Raw genomic sequence first — 14,040 nt, 5'->3', positions numbered from 1 at the left:
CGGATGCGTTGGCTAAGATCGGCCGGAACCACCCCGGCGCCGATTCGGGGGCTTGCCGCCAGAAGCGGGCAGAGCGTATGGGCGCTGAAGATGAGGGAGCATGGATGACTGAAATCGAAGAGCTCGAACGGCGCCTGGCCGCCGCGCTCGACCGGATCGCCGCCGCCGCGGAGAGTGCGGATGCGGCAGGGGACGAGGACGAGCGGATCACCCCCGAGCGTCTCGCCGAGGCCGAGCAGGCGACCGAGATCGCCGCGTCCCGCGCCGCCGAGGCCGAGATCAAGTCGCGCGAGAATGCGCAGCGTGCCGAAGCCGCCGAGGCCGAGGCCGGCCGTCTGCGCGAGGCGCTGGAGGCCGAGCAGACTGCAAATAGCCAGCTGCGCGATCACGCCGCCGAGCTGAAGGCGAGCAACGAGGAGCAGCTGGAGCGCCTGGTCGAACTGGAGCGTGCGGCGACGGAGGCGATCGAGGCGCGCGAACAGGACCGCGCCGAACTCGACGAGATCCTGGCCGCCCTCGAACCCCTGGTGAAGGAGCAGCTCGATGCCTGAGGTGAACATCACGATCGGCGGACGCGACTTCACCGTCGCCTGCCAGGAGGGCGAGGAACGCTTCCTGCACGCCGCGGCCCAGATGCTGGACCGCGAGGCGAGTACCCTGGTGGACCAGCTCGGCCGCGTGCCCGAGACCCGGATGCTGCTGATGGCCGGCCTCATGCTGGCCGATCGCACCGCCGCCCTCGAGGATCGCGCCAAGGCCGCCGAGGACAGCCTTGCCCGGCAAGAGCGCCTGATCGAGGAAATGCGCAATGCGCCCGCGCCGGAACCCCGCCGCGTTGAGGTGCCCGTCGTCCCCGAATCCGTGACGCAGCTGCTGTCCGAGATGGCTGCCCGCGCCGAAAGCGCCGCTGACCTGTTGGAGAAGAAAGCCGGATGAGCCTTGCCCTGCGCCTGACCGCCCCGATCGTCGCCATCGCCGTACTCGGCGCCTGCGAGCCCGGAAAGCTGGACCGGATCCTCGATCCGGAGGCTGCCGCGATGGCCGAGGCCCCGCCCGAGCAGCAGCTCCCGAAACTCGTCTCCAGCGAGGCGGGCGTGACGCGTATGCGCTATCCCGGAGGCTGCGAGGTTCGCATCGGTACGGAGGGCATCGCGACCGGCCGCACCGCCGATTGCACGCAGGACCAGGTTGCCCGCGCCATCATGGAGGCGCGGCTCGGAACGCCCGAACCAGCCTGATCCCTTTGTCCTGACAGAAAACGGGGCGCCCGATCCGGCATCGGGCGCCCCGTTTCGTTCAGTCCTAAGGGACGCGTCGTCAGACTCCCCCACGCGCCACGCTCAGCGCACCCACCTCAAGGACGGGCGCCCTGACCGCGGTGGAGCCGGCAAAGCGCCGCTCAGTCCTCCGCGTTCGCTTCGCGGATCTTCGCGGCGGCATCCTTGTCGTAGGCGATGCCGTTCTGCTCGAAGAGCTGGTCGAGTTCGCCCGACAGGGTCATCTCCGTGATGATGTCGCAGCCGCCTACGAACTCGCCCTTCACGTAAAGCTGCGGAATCGTCGGCCAGTCGGAATAATCCTTGATGCCCTGGCGGATCTCCTGGTCCTGCAGAACGTCCACATCGGCGTAATCCACGCCCATGTAGTTCAGCACGCCGGCAACCCGGCTGGAGAAGCCGCATTGCGGCATCGTCTTGTTGCCCTTCATGAAGAGCACGACGGGATTGGACGTCACGGTCTCTTTGATCTGGGCTTCGGCGGTGGTGGTGCTCATCTGGATCTCGTCCTTCGCATTCATGTGAGGTGAGGCGGTGGCCCCTCGGGATCAGGCCGGCGCCTTCGTCGTAAGGGCCAGGGCGTGCAGCTCGCCGGCCGGCCCGTCCATCTTTCCCTTCAGCGCAGCATAGACGGCGCGCTGCTGCTGGACGCGGTTCATGCCCCGGAAACTCTCGTCGACGACCTCTGCGGCGTAATGGTTGCCGTCGCCCCTGAGGTCCGTGATCGTGACGGTCGCCTCCGGGAAGGACGCCTTGATCAGGGCCTCGAGGTCATTCGCTTCCATTGCCATCGTCGTCTCCGCAGCGTGTCGGTGTTGGTTGTGCACAAGGTAGGGATCGCCCCGCGCAGGAGCAAGCGGATCGCCGCGATCGGGCGCTATCAGGGCGCGAGAAGGGTGGTGCGGGGCAGGGCGGCGATCGCGTCGATGTCCTGCCGGTAGGCCTCCGTCAGCCACTCGAGCGTTGCGCGGTCGAAGGGCCTGAAGCCCGGCGCGTCTAGGCCGCGAGGATGACGCTTCACCGCCCGTTCCAGCGCCCCCCGATCCCCGGGATCGCCGCCGGCCTCGAGGTGCCGCCGCACCGCGCCGATGGCGTCCGCGGACAGCCCCACGCGCTGAGGCTCCGGCGGCAGCGGAATCCTCGCGGCGGCGTCCTGTCCCAAGAGCTGCGTCAACACACGGGGCGCGATCTGCGGATAATCCTCGAAGCGCCACACCGTGAGGGGCGCCGTCGCCACAGCCTCGGACAGCGCCTTTGCCGTGAACGACCAGCGCAGCTCCGTCGGATCGGTGCCGCCGAGCCAGTCCTCCCAGGTCCGCAGCGCGCCGTTCCGGATCGCCTCGCCATAGGCGGAGGGCAGGAAGGTGCCGAGGTCGCGAACCGCCAGCCCGACCGAAATTTCCGACTTGGGGAACAGTTCCGCCGTCCGCGCCGTGCGGCCGGGCCCCCAGGGGTAGAACTTCCCGTCATCGCTCCAGAGCATGCGCGGTTCGGTCGCGCCGAGGATGTTCTCGTCCATCACCACGAGCGTCTCCGGCGCGAAGCCGCACACCGCTCCCGCGGAGGCGACGGCGAGGTGCGTCAGCTCACGCCGCCAGCCGTAATCGCGCAACAGGTAGCTCAGGGGAGCCAGGAAGCGTCTGACGTCGTTCGGCTCCAGAACGCCGATGCCGAGATCCCGCAGGGCGGCTTTCTGCGCCGCGATGGCGCGCTGGAGATGGGTGGACGCCGTCTTGTGCGCGCCGACGAGGAGAAGGACGCGCTTCGGGTGAACCGGAGCGGCCTTCGCCATCAGCCGAAGAGTTCAGCGAAGGCGCCGCGCCAGGCCGTGCGGAGGTCCGCCATCGGCGCCCGGCTGCCGCCCAGGGAGAAGTCCGTGCCGCCGAGCGTTCCCACGGCTGCCAGTTCGACGCCCGCCTTTTCGGCCGCCGACGCCAGCGCCGCCGCCTCCTCCGCCGAGGCCGCGATCAGGTAGCGGGCCTGATCCTCCCCGAAGAGCACGGCCAGTCCGTCCCCCTCGATCTCGGCGCCGCAGCCCGCCGCCTCGGCCATCTCGAACGCGGCCAGCGCGAGGCCACCGTCCGACAGGTCCGTGCAGGCGGCCATCCGGGCGCCGTTCGCCCGGACGAACTCGCCGTGCCGCCGCTCGAGCTCGAGATCGACCGCCGGCGCATCGCCGTCCTCGCGGCCCCAGAGGTGCCACAGAAGCGCCGAGGCGCCGAGGTGCGACCCTTGCGGCCCCAGAAGCAGCAGGACGTCCCCTTCAGCCGCGCGTGCTCCGATCAGCTCGCCCGGATTCAGGGCGAGGCCCACCGCGCCGATGGTCGGCGTCGGCAGGATCGGAGCGCCGTCGGTCTCGTTGTAGAGACTGACATTGCCGGAGACGATCGGCATGTCGAGCGCGGTGCAGGCCTCGCCGATCCCTGTCACGGCGCGCACGAACTGCCCCATGATCTCGGGTTTCTCGGGGTTGCCGAAATTGAGGTTGTCGGTGCAGGCGAGGGGGCGGGCGCCGGTCGCGCAGATGTTGCGATAGGCTTCGGCCACGGCCTGCCGCCCGCCCATCTGCGGGTTGGCGCGGACGTAGCGGGGCGTCACGTCCGACGTGAAGGCGAGCGCCTTGTCGGTCCCGTGCACCCGCACGATGCCGGAGCCATGACCCGGTGCGCGAACGGTGTCGGCCATCACCATGGTATCGTACTGTTCCCAGACCCACGCCTTGTGCGCGTGGTCCGGGCTCGTGAGGAGCGCGCGGAGCGCCTCCACGGGATCGGCCTCGGGCACCGGCTCCAGCGCGGGGGCCTCGGCGGGCTCCGCGAAGGGTCGGTCGTATTCGGGTGCGGAGCCCGCGAGCGTTCCGAGCGGAAGGTCTGCCTTCACCTCGCCGCCATGGACCACGACGAACCGGTCCTCGGCGATGGTCTCGCCGACGACGGCGAAGTCGAGGTCCCACTTGTCGAAGACCGCCCGCGCCTCGGCTTCCTTCTCCGGACGGAGCACCATGAGCATCCGCTCCTGGCTCTCGGACAGCATCATCTCGTAAGCACTCATGGCCCGCTCGCGCACCGGCACGAGGTCGAGGTCGAGCCTGATGCCGAGGCCGCCCTTGTCGCCCATCTCGACGGCGGAGCAGGTCAGGCCCGCGGCGCCCATGTCCTGGATCGAGATCACGGCGCCCGTCGCCATCAACTCGAGGCAGGCCTCCATCAGCCGCTTCTCGGTGAACGGATCGCCGACCTGAACGGTCGGACGCTTCTCCTCGATGGTCTCGTCGAACTCGGCCGACGCCATGGTCGCCCCGCCGACGCCGTCGCGGCCCGTCTTCGCTCCGAGATACACCACCGGCATGCCGACGCCGGACGCCGCCGAGTAGAAGATCGCGTCCGCATCAGCCAGTCCGGCGGCGAAAGCGTTCACGAGGCAGTTGCCGTCATAGGCCGGGTGGAACCGCACCTCGCCGCCCACGGTCGGCACGCCGAAGCAGTTGCCGTAGCCGCCAACGCCCTCGACGACGCCGTGGACCAGCGAGCGCGTCCTGGGATGACCCGGCTGCCCGAAACTCAGGGAGTTCATCGCCGCGATGGGCCGCGCGCCCATGGTGAAGACGTCCCGCAGGATGCCGCCGACGCCGGTCGCCGCGCCCTGGTAGGGCTCGATATAGGAGGGGTGGTTGTGGCTCTCCATTTTGAAGACCACGGCCTGTCCGTCTCCGATATCGACTACGCCGGCATTCTCGCCCGGCCCGCAGATCACCTGCGGACCGCTCGTCGGCAATGTCCGCAGCCACTTCCTGGAGGACTTGTAGGAGCAGTGCTCGTTCCACATCGCCGAGAAGATGCCGAGCTCGGTGAAGGACGGGACCCGCCCGATGATCTCAAGGATCCTCTGGTATTCCTCTGGCTTGAGCCCGTGGCCCGCGATGAGATCTTCGGTGATATCCGGCTCGCGCATGGTGGCCCCGTTCGCTGACTGTCGCCGGGCGCGTTCATAGAACCGGGGGCGCCTGAGGAAAAGCGAAACCCGCGCTCTTTTTCACGGGCGGTGCGACGGACGGCGCAGGCACTCGGGGCATCGGCCTCGCCGCGCCCCTCGAGGAGACCGCGAAAGAGGGTGCGGGCCAAAAAAAAGGCCGAGACACAAGTCTCGGCCCAAGTCCAACAGGGAGGTACAGACAAGCACTCTAGGAGCGCTCGTCCATGCTCATGGAGTTAGGGGGGGTACTGCGCGGGATCAACCCCGTTCGCGACGGCAGGAAGCAGAGGTGGCAATCTGTTGCCGATGGCGCACAGTCCAGCCCTTTTCGAGCCGTCTGCGCGCGGATCCGCACGGGGCGCCATCCCGAAAATGTGGGCCCGTCAGGCCATGTCCTCGAGGCGCTGCCGCATCACCTGGATCTCGTCGACAACGAAATCCCGGAAGGCGGAGATGCGCTTCGACTGCCGCAGCTCCTCCGGATAGGCGAGGAAAACCGGCACTTCGTTGCTCTCCACCTCCGGCAGGACCCTGACAAGATGGGGCGCCGTCTCGGTCACGTAGTTCGGCAGCACGCCGATGCCGAGATGGTTCAGAACCCCCTGGAGGGTGCCGAAGTAGTTGTTCACCGACAGCCGGGAGGGGATCTCGTGGCTGAGCAGATACTGCACCAGAGCCGCCCCGGCGGAGACCTGCGTCGCGTTCGGCGCCTGGTAGATGAGGCGGTGCTTTTCCAGCTCGCGCACGTCTTCGGGCGTGCCGAACTGCGCGAGGTAATCGGGCGTGGCGTAGAGCCGCATCCTCACGCTCATCAGGCGCTTGCGGATCAGGTCGGCCTGGCTCGGCTCCTTCATGCGGATCGCGACGTCCGCCTCGCGCATGGGAAGGTCGAGCACGCGTTCCTCGAGCATCAGGTCGATATTGAGTTGCGGATGCTCGTGGTAGAGGCGGGTCAGGCGCGGGGCGAGCCAGATCGTGCCGAAACCCGTGGTGGCCGTCACGCGCAGCTCGCCGAAGACCTCCTCCTCGCTGTCCCGGATGCGGGCGGACGCCGCTTCGAGTCGCTTGGCCATGGAGCGTGTCGCATCGAACAGCAGCTCTCCCTGCTCGGTCAGGATCAGGCCGCGGGCATGGCGATGGAAGAGGGTGGTGTTCAGGCTCTCCTCGAGCGCCCGGATCTGGCGCGAGACGGCGGATTGGGAGAGGTGAAGCGAATCCCCGGCGCGGGTGAGGCTGCCTGCATCGGCCACCGCGTGAAAGATCCTCAGCCTGTCCCAGTCCATCTTGCCCTGCCCATATCGCTGCGGAGACGCTCCGCACCCTGTCGCTCTGGAAGGTCGCTACCCCGGTCGCCTGTCGGATATCAAACGCATAGTGCCGATCTCACGTCATTATTGCGGCCTCCTTGCGATTTGGTGACCGCACGCCCGTCCTTTGTGCGGTTCTCCGCCTTTAAATCGAGGATCGGCGTTAATTTCGTATCAGGATGCGGATGCGTCGCAAAGTGCGGCGCGAACGGGCGACCCGCGGGAGTCTTGGGAGGCGGCGCGGGACGCGAGAAGTTCAAAGTTGACAAGATTACTATGTCATTCTAGGCCGCGCCCGACGAGCGGCGTGCCAGCCCGCCGGCGTGACGTCTGCGGCCGGTTGCAAGCCCGCGCCCAGCAACCGATCGTCCGGAGACCGGAAACGGCGACAGGCCATGTGGCCCGGAGCAGGGCTCTTGAGCGCTGCCGGTAGATGTCGCCGCCCTGCGACCCCGGCGGTACGACCAACCCTGAGCGCGGAGCGCGAGCCATGGACCTGACCGAACTTGTGACATTCCTCCGTGGCGGCGGCGCGCGCGCCGTCGATTTCATGGATCAGGGGGGTCCGATCGTCTGGACCATCGGCGGCGTCTCCGTCCTGACCCTCGCGGTGATCATCTGGAAGGTGCTCCACCTCTTTCGCCTCGGCGTGTGGAGCGGCGGACGCCGGACCGAGCGCGCCGTGGCCGACTGGCGCGCGGGCCGGGACGCCCAGGCGCTGGAGCGGGTGCTGAACCGCCGCTCCGCCCGGGCCCGGGTCGCGGTCACCGCCTTCGAAGCGCTCTCGCGCCCTGAATTCACGCCAGCCGATGCGGAGAGGGACATCGTCCGCGTCGCCCGCGGACGCCTCGCTGCCGCCCGCTCCGGCCTGAAGCTGCTGGAACTCATCGCGACCATCGCGCCGCTCCTTGGCCTTCTCGGCACCGTTGTCGGCATGATCGCGGCCTTCCAGGCGTTGCAGGAGGCCGGCTCGCGGGCCGATCCCGCGGCGCTCGCTGGCGGCATCTGGGAGGCGCTTCTGACCACCGCGGCGGGCATGGGCGTCGCGATCCCGGCGACGATGGCCGCAAGCTGGTTCGAGAGCCAGGTGGACCGCCTGCGCCGGGACATCGAGGATATCTGCGCCCGCATCCTTCTGCCGCGCAAGACGGATGCCGGCCTCAGGGTCGCCGCTCAATGACGTTCTCGCTGGAGGAGCCGAGGCGGCCGCGCAGGCCCAGCCTGACGCCGATGATCGACGTCGTCTTCCTGCTGCTCGTCTTCTTCATGCTCGCGTCCCGCTTCGGGCTCGACATGCATGTCCCCTTGCGGTTGTCGAGCGGGGAGGGGGAGGCGTATTCCGGTCCGCCCCGCCTCGTGGACATCCGCCCCGAAACGCTCAGCCTCAACGGTATCGCGATGGATCCCGAGGCGCTGATCGCCGAACTCGGCGAGATGACCGAGAGCGAAGCCGATACCATCGTCCTGCGCGCGCGGGACGGGGCGACGCTCCAGCATGTCGTCTCCGCGATGGAGGAACTGTCCGGCGCGGGCTTCACCTCCCTCACTCTCGTCGGCACCGGCGAGGCCCCGGCGGATGAGGGCAGGGCGGACGAAGCGGCGCCGGTGGAGCGCGGCGACGGCCCGGAGGGCGCACGGCCATGATGCTGGACGAACCCATCCGCGAGTCCGAGCGCGAGAGCATCATTCCGATGATCAACGTGGTGTTCCTGCTGCTGATCTTCTTCCTGATGACCGCTCAGATCGCGCCGCCCGAACCGTTCGATGTGACACCGCCCGACTCCGCCTCGGACGAGCCCGCCGAAGCGCCCCTCACGCTTTATGTCGATGCCTCGGGACAGCTCGGTTTTCAGGACGCGACGGGCGAGGACGACGTCTTCGAGGCACTGACGGCCGAACGCGAGGCTCTTTGCAAGGGGTCGCCGTACGTGCGGCCGGAGGATGCCGCCGAGGCGGGCGGCGAGGATCACTGCGCCGAGCCTCCCGTCCTGATGATCCGGGCCGATCTCGGCCTGCCGGGGGAGCGTCTCGCCGCGCTCCTGCCGCGCATCGCCGCGGCCGGGTTCCCGCGTGCCCAGATCGTCACGGCGCTGGAATGAGGCCTTCGCGATGAGCTTCGCCAAGTTCGACATGATCGCCGCCGGGGCCGCCGCCCTTGCTATCCATGCCGCGGCCTTCGGCCTCCGCGAACCCCAGGGCGGCGCCCAGTCGGCCGGGGACGGTGGCAGCGCGCTCGTCTCCCTCGAAGCCTCGAGCGCGTCCGTCGCCGCGATGGTCGAGGCCTGGGAGACGCCGCCCGATGTGTCCGAGCCCGCCCCGGTGACCGCGCCTCCGCCGCCGGACATGGTCGATGCCCCGCCGCCTCCACCGCCCGTTTCCGAGAGCCGCCCGGCCAGCGCCGCGCCCCGGACGCCCACGGCCCCCGCGCCCGAGACGATGGCCGCCCTCGCTCCGCCGCCACCACCGCCCCCCGCGCCCCCGCCGCCGGAGACCGTCGCCCTGCCCACCGCCGAGGCGCCGGAGGATCCGCCGGACGAGGAGGAGCTGGAAGAGGCCGAGGAGGAGCTGCGGGCGGACGAGGCGCCCGATGCAGCCGAACCCGACGAGCCCGAACCGGAACTGGCGGAGGACCAGCCGCCCGAGACCGATCCGGCCGAAGAGCCCGTGCAGCTGTCCGAGGAAGCGCGGGAGCTGCTTGAGCGGGACGACATCTCGCCGCTTGCGCCGGCGCAAGTCGCCACGCGGCCGCGCGAGATGCCGGAGCGTCCCGATCCGCCGCCACCGCCGCCGCAGCCGAAACGCGCCGAGGCGCAGCCTCAGCCCAAGCGGCAACAACAGCAGCCCGCCGAGCCTGCGCGCCAGGCGAGCCGGTCCAGCGCGGCGAGCGCCGCGCAGCGCGCCGCGGGAAGCGGCGGCGGCCAGAATGCAGGGGGCAACCGGCAGTCGAGCGTGGCGACGCTGTCGAGTGCGCAGGTCGCGAACCTCAAGGCGCAATGGGGCGCGTCCATTCGGAACCGCGTGGAGCGGGGGAAACGATACCCGTCCGGCGCCCGCCGCGCCTCCGGGACCGCCGTCGTCCAGCTCACGGTGACACGGGCGGGCGGCCTCGCCGGCGTGCGGCTCGTCCAGAGTTCCGGGAATGCTGCAATCGATCAGGCCGCGGTCCAGGCCGTCCAGCGCGCGGGCCGATTCCCCGCCGCCCCGAGCCAGCTTCCGGGCAACGCGCACAGCTTCAACCTGCCGATCTCGTTCAGGGGGTAGAGAGCGCTCCCTCTGATCGCGAGGGCACGGGCCTGAGCTTGTGTATCGGACCGCGCAGGCCAAACGCCGCCAAGCACGGGGAGGAGCCGGGGTGCCCCGGCTCCTCCTCGCCGTTCAAAACCCCGTCGCCTCGAGCTCGGCGCGGGTCTGGGCCTCGACCTTCGCCGCGGCCTCTTCCTTGACCGGGCCGAAGCCCCGGACGTCGAGGACGAGGGCGGCGATGCGGGCCGCGTCGTCCCGGTTCGCGGCCGTGAGGCCGGCGGTCAGGCGGTCCAGCAGGGCGCGATACTCGTCGATCATGCCCCGCTCCATGCGACGCTCGGCGGTGTAGCCGAACGGGTCGAAGGGGGTGCCGCGCAGGGGCTTCATCTTCGCCAGCACCCTCTGCGCGCTCTTCATCCACGGACCGAACGCACGCTTGTACGGGCGGCCCCTCGCATCGGTCCCCGAGGGCAGGAACGGCGGCGCCATGTGGTGCTTGATGGTGAAGTCGCCCTCGAAGCGGTCGGACAGGCTGTCATAGAAGCCGGTCTGGGTATGCAAGCGGGCAACCTCGTACTCGTCCTTGTACGACATCACCTTGAAGAGGCCCTTCATCGCGGCGTCCGTCAGGGGGCCGGGGGCGCCGGCGGCCTCGGTCTCCGCCCTTTCCACCTTCGCGACGTCCCGGGCGTAGCGCTGCGCCCAGGCCTTGCCCTGATAGCCTTCGAGGAAGGACGTGCGGCGCGCGATCTTCTCCTCCAGCGTCTGCACCTCGGTCACGGGGATCGCGGCGATGCGCTCCACGGCGGCGCGGTCATGCACGACGACGCGGCCCCAGGAGAAGGCGGCCTTGTTGAGGTCCGGTTTCACGCCGTTGAGCTCGATGGCGCGGTAGAGGCTCTCGAGGCCGAGCGGAACCAGCCCCGCCTGCCAGGCCGCGCCGAGGATCATGACATTGGCGAAGACGCTGTCCCCGAGAAGCGCTTCCGAAAGCGCGTTCGCGTCCAGCGTCTGGAGAGTGCCGGCGTGGACGGTTTCCCGGATGGCGGCGAGACGGGTCTCCGCGTTGAGGTCCGCGTCGCGGTTCTGCACCAGATCGCCGGTCGGCATGATGGCGGTGTTGATGACGGCGCGGGTCTCTCCCTTCCGGTAGGTCGTCGAGGCCTTGGGAGAGGAGCTGACGACGAGGTCGCAGCCGATCAGTGCATCGGCGGAGCTCGGCTCGATCTTCACCTGATTGACCGCCGACTCGGCCTCGGCCATCCGGATGTAGGACAGGACCGGGCCGAACTTCTGAGCGAAGCCCATAAAGTCGAGAACCGAGGCGCCCTTCTGCTCGAGGTTCGCGGCCATGACGATGAGTTGGCCCACGGTGACGACGCCGGTGCCGCCGACGCCGGTTACGAGAATGTCCCAGGGGCGGGTCAGATCAGGCTGGGCGGGCTCCGGAAGTTTCGCGGCGAGCGCGTCCAGATGCGCCGGATCGGCCCCCTTGCCACCCTTCTTCAGCGTTCCGCCCTCGACGGTGACGAAGCTGGGGCAGAAGCCGTTCAGGCAGGTGAAGTCTTTGTTGCAGCTGTTGAGGTTGATCTTCCGCTTGCGGCCGAACTCGGTCTCCAGCGGCTCCACGCTCAGGCAGTTGGATTCCACCGAGCAATCGCCGCAGCCCTCGCAGACGAGCGGATTGATGACGGCAAACTTCTTGGGGTCCACCATCTTGCCGCGCTTCCGCAGGCGACGTTTCTCGGTGGCGCAGGTCTGCTGATAGATGAGGATTGTCGTGCCCGGGATCTCGCGCAACTCCCGCTGCACGCGGTCCATCTCGCGCCGGTGATGGATCTCGATTCCGGCGGGGAAGTCCGAGGTCTTGAACTGCTGCGGCTCGTCCGAGACGATCACCACCTTCCGCGCCCCTTCGGCGACCACGGACTGGGCGACGGCCTGAACCGTGAGAGGGCCGTCCACGTCCTGCCCGCCGGTCATCGCGACGGCATCGTTGAAGAGGATCTTGTAGGTGATGTTGGTGCCGGCCGCGATGGCCTGCCGGATCGCGAGGGAGCCTGAATGGTAGTAGGTTCCGTCGCCGAGGTTCTGGAAGATGTGGCGGTTGCCGTTGTACTTCGAGCGGGACACCCAGTTCACGCCCTCGCCCCCCATCTGGATGAGCGAGGTGGTGTCGCGGTTCATCCAGCTTGCCATGAAATGGCATCCGATCCCGGCCAGCGCCTGGCTGCCCTCGGGCACCTTCGTCGAAGTGTTGTGCGGGCAGCCCGAGCAGAAGTAGGGCGTCCGCGTCGCTCCCTTCACATCGATGAGGGGCGGTGGCGGAACGACCTCTTCGGCCTTTCCGGCAAGGTCCAGCTCGGGGAAGTTGCGTTCCAGCCGCGCCGCGATGTGGCGGGCGAGCATGACGGGGCCGAGTTCCTGCGTCCACGGGATCAGGCGTTCGCCCGTCTCGTCCCGCTTGCCGACCATCCGCTCGGGCTTCCGGCCGGGGAAGTCGTAGAAATATTCCTTCAGCTGGCTTTCGATGATGCCGCGCTTCTCCTCCACGACGAGGAGTTCGCGCTTTCCCTGAGCGAACTCGAGGGCGCCGTCATGCTCCAGCGGCCAGACCATGCCGACCTTGTAGAGGTCGATCCCGATCTCCTTGGCGCGCGCACGGTCGATGCCGAGAAGGCGCAGGGCCTCGAGGACGTCGAGATGGGACTTGCCGGTGGTGACGATGCCGAAGCTCGCGTCGGGGTGGTCCCACTCGACGCGGTCGATTGGATTGGCGCGGGCGAAGGCAAGGACGGCGGCCTTCTTGTGCTCCAGCCGAGCCTCGATCTGCGGCCCCGGCAGATCCGGCCAGCGGTAGTGAAGCCCGGTTTCGGGCGGCGTGAAGTCGGGCTCGGCGAAGACGCGGTCCTGCGGCAGATCGAAGGACATGCCTGACTCGACCGTCTCCGAGATCGCCTTGAAGCCGACCCACATTCCCGAGAACCGCGACAGCGCATAGCCCCATTCGGCGAAGGTCAGGAATTCGGCGACGTTGGCCGGATTGATCGTGGGCATGAAGAAGCTCATGAACGCCACGTCCGACTGGTGGGACATCGACGAGGAGACGCAGCCGTGATCGTCTCCGGCCACCACGAGCACCCCGCCATGTGGGGAGGAGCCGTAGGCGTTGCCGTGCTTGAGCGCATCGCCGGCGCGGTCGACCCCGGGCCCTTTGCCGTACCAGAGGCCGAAGACGCCATCGACGGTGCGGTCGGGATCGATCTCGACCTGCTGGGTGCCAATGATCTGCGTCGCGCCCAGCTCCTCGTTCACCGCCGGGATGAAATCGACGCCCGCCTCGCTGACGAGCTTTGAATTCTGGGAGACCTCGAGATCAATCCCGCCGACCGGGGAGCCGCGATAGCCGGAGATGAAGCCGCGGGTGTTCAAACCTGCCTCGCGGTCCCGCCGCGCCTGGTCCAGCGCCATCCGGACGATGGCCTGCGTCCCGGTGAGGAAGACGCGTCCCTCCCTGCGGGTGTAGCGGTCCAGAAGCTCGTAATCCTTCAGGATCGGTGTCTGGTCGGTCATCGTGGCTCCTCCCCGGATCTGCTGACGGTCCCTGGCGGGGCCGGTGGCTGCCGGAAATGGTAGCCGGAACCGCTTGAAATTCGATTCCTCGTCTGTGCAGAAATCAATCAACGACATCAGGTCCGTTTCGGCTGGAGCATAAACTTTGAAATCGGATTTCACTATCGGCCCGTTGGAGGCTCGGATCGCGTCTGCCCTGCAGAGAGATGCGTCGATCCCCGTCAGCGATCTCGCAGCACAGGTGAACTCTTCCGCGGCCACGGTCTGGCGCCGGATCCGCGCGATGGAGGAGGCGGGTGTGCTCAGCGCGCCGGTCCGCCTCGTCGATCCGTCAAAGGTCGGGCGCGGGATGGATGCGTTCTGCCAGGTCCGGATGAAGTCCCAGGACGCCGCCGCCCGGGCGGCCTTCCAGAAGGCGGTCGATGCCGAGCCGTCCATCGTCGAGGTCTATTCGATCTCCGGCGACTGGGACTACCTCGTGCACCTCGTCGTGCGCGACATCGCGGATCTGGAAACGGTGCTGATGGGACGGGTGCACGAACTCGATTGCGTCGCCAGCGCCTCCACGCTCTTCGTGCTGCGCCGCGTCAAGCATACCACGGCGATCCCGGTGGACGAGCCGGCCTGATACAGTGCGCCCGCGTCGGGGCGATCCGCCTGCGATCCCC

14 protein-coding genes are annotated in these 14,040 nt (G+C 68.6%); 8 read left to right on the top strand and 6 right to left on the bottom strand.

What is annotated here, in order from left to right:
• Positions 1-104 precede the first annotated feature (104 nt).
• The 3 genes from DQG15_RS06540 to DQG15_RS06530 are packed head-to-tail and all read left to right on the top strand — an operon-like array spanning position 105 to position 1,238.
• Positions 105-551 (top strand): hypothetical protein, encoded by a 447-nt coding sequence (locus DQG15_RS06540; RefSeq protein WP_116083835.1) that lies wholly within the window; start codon positions 105-107, stop codon positions 549-551.
• Complete coding sequence (locus DQG15_RS06535) at positions 544-936, top strand: cell division protein ZapA (RefSeq protein WP_116083833.1); 393 nt, start codon at positions 544-546, stop codon at positions 934-936. The genes DQG15_RS06540 and DQG15_RS06535 overlap by 8 nt, the downstream gene beginning before the upstream one ends.
• Positions 933-1,238, top strand: coding sequence for a hypothetical protein (locus DQG15_RS06530; protein WP_116083831.1), 306 nt, complete (start codon positions 933-935; stop codon positions 1,236-1,238). Before DQG15_RS06535 ends, DQG15_RS06530 begins: the two co-directional genes overlap by 4 nt.
• Positions 1,239-1,399: 161 nt before the next feature.
• On the opposite strand, the gene grxD is transcribed toward DQG15_RS06530, so the two are convergent.
• From grxD to DQG15_RS06505, 5 genes are all read right to left on the bottom strand, one after another.
• On the bottom strand, positions 1,400-1,774 hold the full coding sequence (gene grxD, locus DQG15_RS06525; protein WP_116084674.1) for a Grx4 family monothiol glutaredoxin: 375 nt from the start codon (positions 1,772-1,774) through the stop codon (positions 1,400-1,402).
• A 51-nt stretch (positions 1,775-1,825) separates the two neighbouring features.
• Positions 1,826-2,068 carry a BolA/IbaG family iron-sulfur metabolism protein gene (locus tag DQG15_RS06520; RefSeq protein ID WP_116083830.1) on the bottom strand — a complete coding sequence of 81 codons (243 nt, stop codon included), beginning with the start codon at positions 2,066-2,068 and terminating at the stop codon, positions 1,826-1,828.
• Between the two features lie 89 nt (positions 2,069-2,157).
• The gene (locus tag DQG15_RS06515; protein ID WP_116083828.1) at positions 2,158-3,069 is read right to left on the bottom strand and encodes a hypothetical protein; all 912 of its coding nucleotides are present in this window, start codon (positions 3,067-3,069) and stop codon (positions 2,158-2,160) included.
• Entirely contained in the window at positions 3,069-5,228 is a 2,160-nt protein-coding gene (gene purL / locus DQG15_RS06510; protein ID WP_116083826.1) for a phosphoribosylformylglycinamidine synthase subunit PurL, read from the bottom strand. The genes DQG15_RS06515 and purL overlap by 1 nt, the downstream gene beginning before the upstream one ends.
• A 404-nt stretch (positions 5,229-5,632) precedes the next feature.
• Positions 5,633-6,532, bottom strand: coding sequence for a LysR family transcriptional regulator (locus DQG15_RS06505; RefSeq protein ID WP_116083824.1), 900 nt, complete (start codon positions 6,530-6,532; stop codon positions 5,633-5,635).
• A 514-nt stretch (positions 6,533-7,046) separates the two neighbouring features.
• On the opposite strand from DQG15_RS06505, the gene DQG15_RS06500 reads away from it, so the two are divergent.
• Genes DQG15_RS06500 through DQG15_RS06485 form a run of 4 tightly spaced genes read left to right on the top strand, consistent with a single transcriptional unit; the run spans position 7,047 to position 9,817 of the window.
• Positions 7,047-7,736 carry a MotA/TolQ/ExbB proton channel family protein gene (locus tag DQG15_RS06500; protein ID WP_116083823.1) on the top strand — a complete coding sequence of 230 codons (690 nt, stop codon included), beginning with the start codon at positions 7,047-7,049 and terminating at the stop codon, positions 7,734-7,736.
• The gene (locus DQG15_RS06495) at positions 7,733-8,200 is read left to right on the top strand and encodes a biopolymer transporter ExbD (RefSeq protein WP_116083821.1); all 468 of its coding nucleotides are present in this window, start codon (positions 7,733-7,735) and stop codon (positions 8,198-8,200) included. The genes DQG15_RS06500 and DQG15_RS06495 overlap by 4 nt, the downstream gene beginning before the upstream one ends.
• The gene (locus tag DQG15_RS06490; RefSeq protein WP_116083819.1) at positions 8,197-8,655 is read left to right on the top strand and encodes a biopolymer transporter ExbD; all 459 of its coding nucleotides are present in this window, start codon (positions 8,197-8,199) and stop codon (positions 8,653-8,655) included. The genes DQG15_RS06495 and DQG15_RS06490 overlap by 4 nt, the downstream gene beginning before the upstream one ends.
• A 10-nt stretch (positions 8,656-8,665) precedes the next feature.
• Positions 8,666-9,817 carry an energy transducer TonB gene (locus tag DQG15_RS06485; RefSeq protein WP_116083818.1) on the top strand — a complete coding sequence of 384 codons (1,152 nt, stop codon included), beginning with the start codon at positions 8,666-8,668 and terminating at the stop codon, positions 9,815-9,817.
• Positions 9,818-9,931: 114 nt separating this feature from the next.
• On the opposite strand, the gene DQG15_RS06480 is transcribed toward DQG15_RS06485, so the two are convergent.
• The gene (locus DQG15_RS06480) at positions 9,932-13,372 is read right to left on the bottom strand and encodes an indolepyruvate ferredoxin oxidoreductase family protein (RefSeq protein ID WP_116083816.1); all 3,441 of its coding nucleotides are present in this window, start codon (positions 13,370-13,372) and stop codon (positions 9,932-9,934) included.
• A 145-nt stretch (positions 13,373-13,517) separates the two neighbouring features.
• Between DQG15_RS06480 and DQG15_RS06475 the strand changes: the two genes are divergently transcribed.
• Entirely contained in the window at positions 13,518-14,000 is a 483-nt protein-coding gene (locus DQG15_RS06475; protein ID WP_116083815.1) for an Lrp/AsnC family transcriptional regulator, read from the top strand.
• Positions 14,001-14,040: the final 40 nt, after the last annotated feature.

It is taken from the genome of Tropicimonas sp. IMCC34011 (genome assembly GCF_003390865.1).
Classification (GTDB): Bacteria; Pseudomonadota; Alphaproteobacteria; order Rhodobacterales; family Rhodobacteraceae; genus Tropicimonas_B.
Note: the sequence above shows the minus strand (reverse complement) of the source record. Positions and strands in the feature narration are given on the sequence as shown.

Bases quoted from the DNA above. Each gene is read 5' to 3' on its own strand.
- DQG15_RS06505 (WP_116083824.1), bottom strand. From the start codon at position 6,532: ATGGACTGGGACAGGCTGAGGATCTTTCACGCGGTGGCCGATGCAGGC.
- purL (WP_116083826.1), bottom strand. From the start codon at position 5,228: ATGCGCGAGCCGGATATCACCGAAGATCTCATCGCGGGCCACGGGCTC.
- DQG15_RS06485 (WP_116083818.1), top strand. From the start codon at position 8,666: ATGAGCTTCGCCAAGTTCGACATGATCGCCGCCGGGGCCGCCGCCCTT.
- DQG15_RS06530 (WP_116083831.1), top strand. From the start codon at position 933: ATGAGCCTTGCCCTGCGCCTGACCGCCCCGATCGTCGCCATCGCCGTA.
- DQG15_RS06480 (WP_116083816.1), bottom strand. From the start codon at position 13,372: ATGACCGACCAGACACCGATCCTGAAGGATTACGAGCTTCTGGACCGC.
- DQG15_RS06535 (WP_116083833.1), top strand. From the start codon at position 544: ATGCCTGAGGTGAACATCACGATCGGCGGACGCGACTTCACCGTCGCC.
- DQG15_RS06540 (WP_116083835.1), top strand. From the start codon at position 105: ATGACTGAAATCGAAGAGCTCGAACGGCGCCTGGCCGCCGCGCTCGAC.
- grxD (WP_116084674.1), bottom strand. From the start codon at position 1,774: ATGAGCACCACCACCGCCGAAGCCCAGATCAAAGAGACCGTGACGTCC.
- DQG15_RS06515 (WP_116083828.1), bottom strand. From the start codon at position 3,069: ATGGCGAAGGCCGCTCCGGTTCACCCGAAGCGCGTCCTTCTCCTCGTC.
- DQG15_RS06490 (WP_116083819.1), top strand. From the start codon at position 8,197: ATGATGCTGGACGAACCCATCCGCGAGTCCGAGCGCGAGAGCATCATT.
- DQG15_RS06520 (WP_116083830.1), bottom strand. From the start codon at position 2,068: ATGGCAATGGAAGCGAATGACCTCGAGGCCCTGATCAAGGCGTCCTTC.
- DQG15_RS06500 (WP_116083823.1), top strand. From the start codon at position 7,047: ATGGACCTGACCGAACTTGTGACATTCCTCCGTGGCGGCGGCGCGCGC.
- DQG15_RS06495 (WP_116083821.1), top strand. From the start codon at position 7,733: ATGACGTTCTCGCTGGAGGAGCCGAGGCGGCCGCGCAGGCCCAGCCTG.